Source organism: Bradyrhizobium liaoningense (assembly GCF_018130825.1).
Lineage (GTDB): Bacteria > Pseudomonadota > Alphaproteobacteria > Rhizobiales > Xanthobacteraceae > Bradyrhizobium > Bradyrhizobium liaoningense_B.
The window spans coordinates 169,665-181,315 of record NZ_JAFCJS010000008.1; the positions used below are offsets into that span (position 1 = coordinate 169,665).

The 11,651-nt window shown below is 65.5% G+C and carries 9 protein-coding genes; 6 read left to right on the forward strand and 3 right to left on the reverse strand.

The genetic code is table 11. From position 1 onward, the window contains the following. Window positions 1-40: 40 nt before the first annotated feature. The 3 genes from JQ603_RS30060 to JQ603_RS30070 all read right to left on the reverse strand — a co-directional run bounded on the left by JQ603_RS30060 (window position 41) and on the right by JQ603_RS30070 (window position 6,009). The gene (locus tag JQ603_RS30060; protein WP_349630764.1) at window positions 41-1,645 is read right to left on the reverse strand and encodes a DUF882 domain-containing protein; all 1,605 of its coding nucleotides are present in this window, start codon (window positions 1,643-1,645) and stop codon (window positions 41-43) included. A 284-nt stretch (window positions 1,646-1,929) separates the two neighbouring features. After that, on the reverse strand, window positions 1,930-4,164 hold the full coding sequence (locus JQ603_RS30065) for a L,D-transpeptidase family protein (protein WP_212345069.1): 2,235 nt from the start codon (window positions 4,162-4,164) through the stop codon (window positions 1,930-1,932). A gap of 348 nt (window positions 4,165-4,512) precedes the next feature. Next, complete coding sequence (locus JQ603_RS30070; RefSeq protein ID WP_212345071.1) at window positions 4,513-6,009, reverse strand: sigma-54-dependent transcriptional regulator; 1,497 nt, start codon at window positions 6,007-6,009, stop codon at window positions 4,513-4,515. A gap of 127 nt (window positions 6,010-6,136) precedes the next feature. On the opposite strand from JQ603_RS30070, the gene JQ603_RS30075 reads away from it, so the two are divergent. The 6 genes from JQ603_RS30075 to JQ603_RS30100 all read left to right on the forward strand — a co-directional run bounded on the left by JQ603_RS30075 (window position 6,137) and on the right by JQ603_RS30100 (window position 11,634). Continuing rightward, window positions 6,137-8,029 carry a M3 family oligoendopeptidase gene (locus tag JQ603_RS30075; RefSeq protein WP_212345073.1) on the forward strand — a complete coding sequence of 631 codons (1,893 nt, stop codon included), beginning with the start codon at window positions 6,137-6,139 and terminating at the stop codon, window positions 8,027-8,029. Window positions 8,030-8,266: 237 nt separating this feature from the next. Next, window positions 8,267-8,419 (forward strand): aa3-type cytochrome c oxidase subunit IV, encoded by a 153-nt coding sequence (locus JQ603_RS30080; protein ID WP_008136857.1) that lies wholly within the window; start codon window positions 8,267-8,269, stop codon window positions 8,417-8,419. Between the two features lie 137 nt (window positions 8,420-8,556). Next, the gene (locus tag JQ603_RS30085) at window positions 8,557-9,684 is read left to right on the forward strand and encodes a Re/Si-specific NAD(P)(+) transhydrogenase subunit alpha (RefSeq protein WP_212345076.1); all 1,128 of its coding nucleotides are present in this window, start codon (window positions 8,557-8,559) and stop codon (window positions 9,682-9,684) included. 11 nt (window positions 9,685-9,695) lie between these two features. After that, window positions 9,696-10,013 carry a proton-translocating transhydrogenase family protein gene (locus JQ603_RS30090; protein ID WP_212345079.1) on the forward strand — a complete coding sequence of 106 codons (318 nt, stop codon included), beginning with the start codon at window positions 9,696-9,698 and terminating at the stop codon, window positions 10,011-10,013. Between the two features lie 39 nt (window positions 10,014-10,052). After that, window positions 10,053-11,450, forward strand: a complete 1,398-nt coding sequence (locus JQ603_RS30095) for an NAD(P)(+) transhydrogenase (Re/Si-specific) subunit beta (protein ID WP_212345081.1) — start codon at window positions 10,053-10,055, stop codon at window positions 11,448-11,450. 13 nt (window positions 11,451-11,463) lie between these two features. Next, on the forward strand, window positions 11,464-11,634 hold the full coding sequence (locus JQ603_RS30100; RefSeq protein ID WP_212345083.1) for a hypothetical protein: 171 nt from the start codon (window positions 11,464-11,466) through the stop codon (window positions 11,632-11,634). Window positions 11,635-11,651 lie beyond the last annotated feature (17 nt).

Sequence of the window (11,651 nt, forward strand, 5' to 3'; positions counted from 1 at the left end):
CGGGCTACGAGACTGATTTCTTGGAAATAGTAAGGGCTTATTAGCGTAGCGCTGCCGTCCGCATCACGAACGACGTCGTCTCGAGCTTCGCGGTCGCGCTGCCCGAGAAGCTGTCGCAAGACAGGCCCGGCATCGGATCGTCGGTGAAGCCCATCGCGATCACCGTCTGCGGCTTGACGAAATAGCCGCGCAGCGCCGCCGTATCGAGCTCGCCCATCAGCGTGACCGACATCGCACGGCTGGCGCTCGGCGACAGCATCACGATCTTGAGCCAGATGCTCTCGTTCCTGGCCGCGGACAGGCGGGTCGCGGTCGCGACCATGCCGTCGACGCTCTTGCCGACCACACTGTTGATCTCGGTGGCGGGTGCCGCGCCGCGCGCGCCGGGACGGGCAGAGCGCGGGATCGGCGCGGAGGCGGCGACCACGTTGCTGCGGTCGACCGGAGAGGCGGCAGGTGCGTAGGCCAGCGCCTGAAGCGTTGCGCTGGATACGCTCGCGGTTGGCTGCGGATCGCTCGCTGAGGCAAGCGCCTGGCGAGCCTTCAGCGCCGCGACCTGCGCCGGCGTCGCCTGCTGCGGCGTGGCGGGGGTATCCCAGAAGCCGCGGGCATTGATGATGTCGGCCGGGGTCTCCGGCTTGGCCTCGGCAGATTTGGCGGCGGGCTTGTCAGGTGCGGGCTTCGGCTTGGGCGACGCGACGAGCTGCGCATCGGCCGAGGCGAGCTGGAGGGTGGCGGCGACCTGCGGCTTGGCGCGCGGCGTCGGCACCGGATCGGCCGGCTTGGCTGCGGCGGCGACCACCGTCGCGGCGGAGGGCTTGGCGGCCGGGGCCGGCGCGCCCTCGTCATCCTCGTCGTTGCTGGCGGCGGCCGGCGCCGACTTGCTCTTGAACAGGGCGGCGAAGAAGTTCGGCTTGCTGCCGGAATCGTCACCGTTGCCGCGGCGCTCGATCTCGGCCTTGGCGAGCTCATAGCCCTTCAGCGGCGTGCCGTCGGTCGGCAGATGCACCGTCTTTCCGTCCGGGAAGACGCGGGCGAGCTGGTCATGCGTCATGCGCGGCCAGTGCCGGATGCTGCCGGTGTCCAGATGCACGAAGGGCGAGCCGGAGGTCGGGTAGAAGCCGACGCCGCCGCGCTGCAGGCGCAGGCCGGCGAAGCGGATCTGCTCCAGCGCCACGCCCGGAATGTAGAAGTCCATCGCATGCCCCAGCATGTGCTGGCTGAAGCGCGCCACGCCGGAGGAGCGGCGGCGGAGCATGGCGTTGGTGGCGGGGGAGCGGTAGGAGGAGATGATCTGGATCGGCTGCTTGCCGTCGACGTCGCGATAGACTTCCCAGAGGATGTCGAAGAGGCGACGGTCCATGACCGTCTCGTCCTGGGTGCGCCAGTCGCGCAGGAAGTGGTTGAGCTGCTTCAGCGCGGCTTCGTCGTAGCGCCCGTCGCGCTTGAAGGTGACGGTGAGGTCCTCGCCGGAATGGGTGTGGTGGAAGGAGAGGGTCTTGGTCTCGTTCAGCGCGGCCGCGTTATGCACCGAACCTGCGGCGGCAAGCAGCAGCGCGGCAGCGAGGCCGATCCGGGATCCGGCCTTCACTCCCGCATGGGACAACGACAGCACAGCGTATTGGCGTGCAAGACCAGTCAGCACGTATGAGCCCACCCAGTCGACGAGCGTTCAAATGGACTCTCCCGCCAACCCCGTTAGCGCGCGAAAGAGGGTGAACGCTTTCTTAAAGCAAGAAGGTTAATTCGAGGTTGACCTTCCCGCCCCCAAACCAAGTCAGTGTACGGACCTAAACGGTTGACTGTGGCAAAAAAACGCCCGCTGCCTGAGGGCAGGTCGGAGGATGGTTAACGTTAAGCGCCCCCATCCTGGGGATGCGGGCGCTGATTTCATTGAAGAATTTCAGGAAATGAGGCGCCGGGCAGGCCTCAGCGGGTAAACACCCGCTGCGGCCGGCGGCCGACTGGAGCCGGCGGCGGGGTCGGGGCCCCGAACAGCCGCTCGAAGAAGTTCGGACCCGAAGAGCCGAAGCCGCCGCCATTGTTGGCCACCGCCACGCCCGAGGGCAGGGTGGTCGCCGGGCGCGAATAGCTCGGCTGCGAGTGCGCGACGATATTCTCGAGGTCCTTGCCGCGGCCGTTCTTCAGGATGTTGAGCATGGTCGCATCGCGGCCATAGACGTCCTTGCGGAATTGCAGCTTGCCGGCGTCGTCCACGAACGCGGTCTGATAGGTGATGTTGACCGGGATCGGGGTGGGGAATTTCAGGTCGATCTCGCTCTTGCCGTACATGCTGCGCACGCGCTCGGGCGTGTACTTCTCGTTCGGCATGGCGATGTTGAGCAGCACGGAGGCGTACTGATCCGGATACTGCACGCGCATGCAGCCATGGCTGAAGGCGCGATCATCCCTGGCGAACAGATTCTTGTCCGGCGTATCGTGCTGATAGACCAGAAACTTGTTCGGGAAGTTGAAGCGGATGCGGCCGAGCGCGTTAGCTTCACCCGGCGGCTGCGAGATGTGCACCGAGCCGTCGCGGTTCTGCTCGAGCTTGAGGCCCATGCGCTGGAGCACGGTCGGGTCCTGCTGAAGCGCCGGCAGATATTCGTTGTAGACGATCGACGGCGGCACGTTCCAGGTCGGGTTGACCGTGATGTACTTCATCGTCTCGGTCAGCAGCGGGGTGGCGTGCTGGCCGGGCTTGCCGGTGACGACGCGGGTGGTCCAGACCTGCTGGCCGCGCTGCATCACCTTCAGCGTGTAGTCGGGAATGTTCAGGATGACATAGGCATCGCCCAGCGCGGGGACGCCGAGGTCGCGCGGCAGCCAGCGCCAGCGCTCCATGTTCACCAGCACGGTGTCGATCTGCTTGTCGCGCTTGGGCGTGTTGAGCGCCTTGACCGTCTTGTCGTCGAGGATGCCGGTCGGCTTCATCTCGACGCCGCTCTGGAATTTGCGCACGGCTTCGGCGACCGCAGCGTCATAGCGGGTGTCGCTGGCGTTCTCGGTGATGCCGAGCTTGGCGCGGAGCTGCGGCACGCGCGGATCGTCCACGACGATCTCAGCCTGCTTCTTGCCGGCCGGGGTGTATTTCAGCGCCGGACCGTCGGCGATCTCGATCACCGGGCCGCTGCCCTGGCCGCGCAGCTCCGCGAGCTTGGCCTTCAGCTCCTTGTAGAGCTTGTGCGGCGGGTTGTAGCTGTCGAGCGCCGCGGAGGCGTCCGTCGCGGTCGTGACCTTGGCGAGCACCTCGCCCGGATCGACCGGATGCTCGGGATAGAGGATATCGCCGCTGACCTGCGACCAGTGCATGCGGCCGCTCTGCGCCTGGCGCGCATAGTCGAACATGCTGGCGGTCAGCTTCAACTCGGCGTCGGCGAGTGCGTCGGGCGTCGTGGCGGCGGCGAAATCCGGCACCGGATAGTCGGCGGCATTGAGACCGTCGGAGGCGGCATCCTTGAGCCGCGCGATCACGCCCTTGGCCGCAGCGGTCAGGCTGCCGCCTTGCGTCCACACCGGCGCGAAGTCGCGCGCGCCGTAGAACTTCTCGATCGCCGCACGCTCGTTCTTGCGGTCGAAATGGCGCGAGGTCTTGGCGCCGATGATGTCCTTGAGCTTGTCCGCGACCGGCTGGTCGGCGGCGGGAACGGTGCTGGCGGCCTTGACCGGCTCGGCGGCCGGAGCCGCCGCAGCGGCAGGCGCCGCGGGCGCGGCCGGCGGGGCGGTCGCGGTGTCAGACTTCGCAGTGTCAGCCTTGGCAGGCTCTGTCGTCGCGGGCTCGGTCTTCGCAGGTTCGGTCTTCGCGGTCTCGCTCTTCGGCGCCTCGGGCGCGGGCGTGGTGGCGACGTCGGACGGCTTGGTCTCGACCTTGTCCGGCGCGGGCGCGGCGTCGGCCTTGACGGGCTCCTTGACAGTTTCCTTGGCGGTTTCCTTCGCCGGATCCTGCACCGTGGCGGTGGTGTCGAGCTTGATGTCGGAAGCGGTCGGGGGCGGGACGTTGGCGGGCTCAGGGCGCGGGATGGCGGCTTCGATCGCGAGCTCGGCAGCGCTGCTGCGCGTCTGATCCTGCGCCAGCGCCGAGCCGGCCGACACCGTGAGGAAGGTTGCCGCGACCGTCATCAAGACACGGTCAAAGCCTGCACGGTGGTTCAAACAGTCACGCATTGTGTCACACCCCTCGGGTGAACTGCCCCTGATGGAACAGCTTCGTTATCGCCTAATTGAGCTTCGGCTAATCGCGCCGGCCTCTCGAAAGTCGCACGCCTGCACGCAACGATTCCCTACGCCAGACGATATACAGGCCCCGATTTTGCAGCCAGCGCTACCCGGGACAACTCACGACAAACTGACTTCATGGGAGCCTCTTGGCAACGGATTGTGCGCTTGCCGCACGCGCTTTTCCCTCTGTCTGTCACTTCCAAGTCACGGTTCAAGTCGCAGCCGAATTTTGTCGTCATGCGAACGGCTTACGGCCGCTTCCCAGCCTCGCGCGAACCTGCGTTCGCATCAGGCTCAGTGCGTCTCCTCGCCGCTTTTCCCGCCATGGCCGGGAACCCCGGCTTCGTCGAGTTTCCGGTAGAGCGTGGACCGGCCGATTTTGAGGCGGCGGGCGACTTCCGACATCTGTCCGCGATAGTGCGAGATCGCGAAACGGATGATCTCGTTCTCCATGTCCTCTAGCGGGCGGACGTCGCCGGTCGGCGTCAGCATCGACAGGTTTCCCGCCAGGGGAAGCGGTGCGATTGGTATTTCGCTACCCGACACCAACGAAGGCGCCGCGATCGGCTCCAGCATCAACGGTGCGGTCGGAATGTCGGTCGCCGGATGCGGCTGGGCGGCGAGCAGGGCGAAGTCAGCGAGGCCAAGCTGGTCGCCGTCGCTCATCACCACGGCGCGGTAGACCGCGTTCTCGAGCTGGCGGATGTTGCCGGGCCAGTCGAGCTGGGCGAGGTGCGCCATGGCCTCGCCGCTGATGCCGGCGATGGGGCGGTTCTCCTCGGCGGCAAAGCGCGCGAGGAAGTGCCGCAGCAGATGCGGGATGTCCTCGCGCCGGGCGCGGAGCGAGGGGATCGTCAGCGGCAGCACATGGAGGCGATAGAACAGGTCTTCGCGGAAGTGGCCCTGCTTCACCCGCTCCAGCAGCTTGCGGTTGGTCGCCGAGACAATGCGGACGTCGACCTTGACGGGCTTGCGGCCGCCGACCGCCTCGACCGCGCCTTCCTGCAGCGCGCGCAGCAGCTTGACCTGCGCGGTCAGCGGCAGCTCGCTGACCTCGTCCAGGAACAGCGTGCCGCCATGGGCCTCGACGAACTTGCCGGTGTGGCGTTCGGTGGCGCCGGTGAAGGCACCCTTCTCGTGGCCGAACAGGATCGACTCGACGAGATTGTCGGGGATCGCGCCGCAATTGACCGCGACGAAGGGCTTTGCCTTGCGCTCGCCGCTGCCATGGATGGCGCGCGCGAACATCTCCTTGCCGACGCCGGACTCGCCCTCGATCAGCACGGGGATCGAGGAATTCGCCGCCTTCTGCGCGGCGCGCATGACGGGTGCCATCGCCTCGGCGCGGGTGATGATGTCGGAGAAGGTCAGCCGTCCTTCGCGGCTGTGGCGGATGCGCTGCAATTCGCCTTTGAGCGCGGAGGTGTTGAGCGCGTTGCGCAAGCTGACCTGGAGCCGCTCCATGCCGACCGGCTTGACCACGAAATCGGCGGCGCCTGCGCGCATCGCCGAGATCACGTTGTCGATGCCGCCATGGGCGGTCTGCACGATGACCGGTACGGAGAGGCCCGCTTCGCGGATTTTCGCCAGCACTCCCATGCCGTCGAGGCCGGGCATCACGAGATCGAGGATGACGCCGTCGATGGCAGGTGCGTCGGGGGCGGTGAGCGCGGCGATCGCGGCGTCGCCGGACTCCACGACGACCGTTTCATAGCCGCATTTCTGCACCATGTTCTCGACCAGCCGGCGGGCTACAGCGTCGTCGTCGGCGATCAAAATACTGGCAGCCATGGTGTTCCCCGCACGCTACAACTATCTGTCTCGAATCGGGGCACTCTGGCCGAAGCCGATTAACGCACTCTTAAACCTTGATGCCCCCGCCCGCCGTCGCGATTGTTGAACACAGGTTTCCCACACAATGAATTCGCGTTCCAAGCCCGCTCTCAAAAAGCCCGCTCTCCGCAAGCCTGCCACCAAGACATCCGTCGTCAAGAAATCGGCCGCCAAGGCGAAGTCCTCCAAAGCTGCGAGCAAGACCAGCAAGCTTCCGGAGTGGAACCTCGCCGATCTCTATTCCGGGATCGATGCGCCGGAAGTGGCGCGCGATCTCGAAAAGATGGATGCCGATTGCGTCGCGTTCGAGACCGACTACAAGGGCAAGCTCGCGACAGGGACAGCAAAGGAAGATGGCGGAAAATGGCTCGCCGAGGCCGTGCGGCGCTATGAGGCGATCGACGATCTCGCCGGCCGTCTCGGCTCCTATGCCGGTCTCGTCCATGCCGGCGACAGCGTTGATCCCAAGATTTCAAAGTTTTACGGCGATGTGTCCGAACGCCTGACCGCGGCGTCCACGCATCTTCTGTTCTTCGCGCTGGAGCTCAACCGGATCGATGACGATATTTTGACCCGCGCGATGCAGGCTCCGGAGCTGGAGTACTACCGCCCGTGGATCGAGGACCTGCGCAAGGAGAAGCCGTACCAGCTCGACGACAAGCTCGAGCAGCTCTTCCTGGAGAAGGCGCAGACCGGTTATTCCGCCTTCAACCGCCTGTTCGACCAGACCATCTCCGGCCTGCGCTTCAAGGTCGGAGCCAAGGAGCTTGCGATCGAGCCGACGCTCAACCTGTTGCAGGACCGTGATGGCGCCAAGCGCAAGAGCGCGGCCGAAGCCCTGGCGAAGACCTTCAAGGCCAATGAGCGCACCTTTGCGCTGATCACCAACACGCTCGCCAAGGACAAGGACATCTCCGACCGCTGGCGCGGCTTCAAGGATGTCGCGGATTCGCGCCACCTCAACAACCGCGTCGAGCGCGAGGTGGTGGACGCGCTGGTCGCGTCCGTGCGCGCCGCCTATCCAAGGCTGTCGCATCGCTACTACGCATTGAAGGCGAAGTGGTTCGGCAAGAAGCGACTGGCCTATTGGGATCGCAACGCGCCGCTGCCGTTTGCTGCGACCGACGTCATCGGCTGGCCCGATGCCCGCAACATGGTGCTGACGGCCTATCGCGGCTTCTCGCCCAAAATGGCCGACATCGCCGAGCGCTTCTTCACCGATCGCTGGATCGATGCGCCGGTGCGGCCGGGCAAGGTGCCGGGCGCGTTCTCGCATCCGACCACGCCGTCGGCGCACCCCTACGTGCTGATGAATTACCAGGGCAAGCCGCGCGACGTGATGACGCTCGCCCATGAGCTCGGCCATGGCGTGCACCAGGTGCTGGCGGCGAAGAACGGCGCACTGATGGCGCCGACGCCGCTGACGCTGGCGGAGACCGCGAGCGTGTTCGGCGAGATGCTGACCTTCCGGCGGCTACTCGCGCAGACCAAGAGCCCGAAGCAGCGCCAGGCGCTGCTCGCCGGCAAGGTCGAGGACATGATCAACACCGTGGTGCGGCAGATCGCGTTCTATTCCTTCGAGCGCGCGGTCCACACCGAGCGCAAGAACGGCGAGCTCACCGCGACGCGGCTCGGCGAGATCTGGCTGTCGGTGCAGGGCGAGAGCCTGGGGCCCGCGATCGAGATCAAGGCGGGCTACGAGAACTACTGGATGTACATCCCGCATTTCATCCATTCGCCGTTCTACGTCTATGCCTACGCCTTCGGCGATTGTCTCGTGAACTCGCTCTACGCCGTCTATGAGAACGCGGCCGAAGGCTTTGCCGAGCGCTATCTCGACATGCTCGCCGCCGGTGGAACCAAGCACTATTCCGAGCTGTTGCGGCCGTTCGGGCTGGACGCCAAGGATCCCAAATTCTGGGACGGCGGCCTCTCGGTCATCGCCGGCATGATCGACGAGCTGGAGGCCATGGGCTGAGCCCGATCGACGAGGGCACGCAAGGCGCTCCGTCATGCCGAATCCCCCGGCGACGGAGCGCGCTGTCACCGCCGCGATGACCCCATCAGGGCCGAGCGGCGCTCGCGCCGAGCTTTCCCGGCAATCGGAATTCCAAATGAGCCGATTTGCGGGAAAACCGCGCCTGCCTGCCGTTGCCCTGCCCGAAAGATTAAGGTATCCCAGCCCGAGAATTCGACTTTCGACTGGGGACAATCCATGGCTGACCATAGCGAAGTGGCGTACACCACTGCCGACGGCAACGACTACGTTGCCCACGAGCAGACCTATGAGGGCTTCATCAAGCTGGTGAAATACGGCACGGCCTCGGTCGCGCTCATCGTCATCCTGATGGCGATCTTCCTCACCTGATCCATCGCCTGGTGCACCGCCAGCGTCGTCGGTGCTCATAAAATTTGCATTCAAGCCGGTGCCAAAACCGGTATCCAACGTTGCGGGAGTGACGCTAAGTTTGCGTGCGCGCTTTTTCCCGCGCCGCCGGAGGGCCTATGAAGATTGCCGTTGCCAAGGAAATCGATCCGTCGGAGCCGCGTGTCGCCGCTTCGCCTGATACGGTGAAGAAGTTCAAGGCGCTGGGCGCCGAAATCGCCGTCGAGCCGGGTGCCGGCCTCAAGTCGGGCCTGCCGGATTCTGAATTCACCGCCGTGGGCGCGACCGTCAGCGCCGATGCGCTCAAGGACGCCGACATCATCATCAAGGTGAAGCGCCCCGAGGCCTCGGAGCTTGCGCAATACAAGCGCGGCGCGCTCGTCATCGCCATCATGGACCCCTATGGCAACGAGGCCGCGCTGAAGACGATCGCCGATGCCGGCGTCGCCGCTTTCGCGATGGAACTGATGCCGCGCATCACCCGCGCGCAGGTGATGGACGTGCTGTCCTCGCAGGCCAACCTCGCCGGCTACCGTGCCGTGATCGAGGGCGCCGAGGCCTTCGGCCGCGCCTTCCCGATGATGATGACCGCCGCCGGCACGGTGCCCGCGGCCAAGGTGTTCGTGATGGGCGTCGGCGTCGCCGGCCTGCAGGCGATCGCGACCGCGCGCCGCCTCGGCGCCGTCGTCACCGCGACCGACGTCCGCCCCGCGACGAAGGAGCAGGTGGAATCGCTCGGTGCGAAATTCCTCGCCGTCGAGGACGAGGAGTTCAAGAACGCGCAGACCGCCGGCGGCTACGCCAAGGAGATGTCCAAGGAGTATCAGGCCAAGCAGGCTGCGCTCACCGCCGAGCACATCAAGAAGCAGGACATCGTCATCACCACCGCCCTGATTCCAGGCCGGCCGGCGCCGAAACTCGTTTCGGGCGAGATGGTCAAGTCGATGAAGCCCGGTTCGGTGCTGGTCGATCTCGCCGTCGAGCGCGGCGGCAATGTCGAGGGCGCGAAGGCCGGCGAGGTCGTCGACCTCGATGGTATCAAGATCGTCGGCTACACCAACGTCGCCGGCCGCGTCGCGGCTTCGGCCTCCAGCCTCTATGCGCGCAATTTGTTCTCCTTCATCGAGACCATGGTCGACAAGAAAGAGAAGAAGCTCGCCGTGAACTGGGACGACGAACTGGTCAAGGCCACCGCGCTGACCAAAGACGGTGCCGTCATCCACCCGAATTTCCAGCCGAAGGTTTAAGGAGAGCCGCCATGGAGCATGCTGCACAGGTCGTCGACCCCTTCATCTTCCGGCTGTCGATCTTCGTTCTCGCCGTCTTCGTCGGCTATTTCGTGGTGTGGTCGGTGACGCCCGCGCTGCACACGCCGCTGATGAGCGTGACCAACGCGATCTCCTCGGTGATCGTGGTCGGCGCTCTGCTTGCCGGCGGCGTCGCCAATGTTTCGAGCGGCTCGGGCTGGGCGCGCGCCTTCGGCTTCATTGCGCTGATCTTCGCCTGCATCAACATCTTTGGCGGCTTCCTTGTCACCCAGCGCATGCTGGCGATGTACAAGAAGAAGTCGAAGTAAGCGGCCACCTCGGGCTGATGGGATCAATGGGGACCTGAGATGAGCGCCAACCTCTCTGCATTTCTGTATCTCGTGGCGGGAGTGCTGTTCATCCTGTCGCTGCGCGGGTTGTCGAGCCCGGCTTCGTCGCGCCAGGGCAATCTGTTCGGCATGATCGGCATGGCGATCGCGGTCGCCACGACGCTTGCCAACCACCCGCCGGCAGACGGCCTCGCCTGGGTGCTGGTGATCGTCGGCATCGCGATCGGCGCTGCGATCGGCGCGGTGATCGCCCGCCGCGTGCCGATGACCTCGATGCCGGAGCTCGTCGCGGCCTTCCACTCGCTGGTCGGCATGGCCGCGGTGCTGGTCGCCGCCGGCGCGTTCTACGCGCCCGAGGCCTTCGACATCGGAACACCTGGCAATATTCATCCGCAGAGCCTGGTCGAGATGTCGCTCGGCGTCGCCATCGGCGCGCTGACCTTCACCGGCTCGGTCATTGCGTTCCTGAAGCTGTCCGCGCGCATGAGCGGCGCGCCGATCATCCTGCCGTTCCGTCACGTCATCAACATCGTGCTCGCCGTTCTGCTCGTCGTCTTCATCGTCGGGCTGGTGATGACCGGCAGTGCGCTCGACTTCTGGCTGATCGTCATCCTGGCGCTGGCTCTCGGCGTGCTCATGATCATCCCGATCGGCGGCGCCGACATGCCGGTCGTGATCTCGATGCTGAACTCCTATTCGGGGTGGGCCGCTGCCGGCATCGGCTTCACGCTGGGCAATTCGGCGTTGATCATCACCGGTGCGCTGGTCGGCTCATCAGGCGCGATCCTGTCCTACATCATGTGCCACGCGATGAACCGATCCTTCATCTCGGTCATCCTCGGCGGCTTCGGCGGTGAGACCGCTGCGGCCGGCGGCGGTACCGGCGAGCAGAAGCCCGCCAAGCTCGGCTCGGCGGACGATGCCGCCTTCATCATGAAGAACGCCTCCAAGGTCATCATCGTGCCCGGCTACGGCATGGCGGTGGCGCAGGCCCAGCACGCGCTGCGTGAGATGGCCGACATGCTGAAGAAGGAAGGCGTCGAGGTGAAATACGCCATTCACCCGGTCGCGGGCCGCATGCCCGGCCACATGAACGTGCTGCTGGCCGAAGCCAACGTGCCCTATGACGAGGTGTTCGAGCTCGAGGACATCAACTCCGAATTCGCGCAGGCCGACATCGCCTTCGTGATCGGCGCCAACGACGTCACCAACCCGGCGGCCGAAGAGGATAAGTCCTCGCCGATCTACGGCATGCCGGTGCTCCAGGTCTGGAAGGCCGGAACGGTGATGTTCATCAAGCGCTCGCTGGCGTCGGGTTACGCGGGCATCGACAACCCGCTGTTCTACCGCGACAACACCATGATGCTGCTCGGCGACGCCAAGAAGGTCACCGAGAACATCGTCAAGGCGATGTAACGCGGGAGGGACCGTGGCCATCAACAAGGATTGGCACCGGTCCCATCGCATGCCGCCCAAGGCGACGCGCGAGCAGCGCATCGCCTGGCACGCCGTCCACAAGGCGGCGTGCGGTTGCCGCGACGTTCCCGCCAGCATCCGGCCCGACGTCATGAAATTGCTTCGGAGCCGTCGCAAGCCCTGAGGTGGAGACCGGCCGCC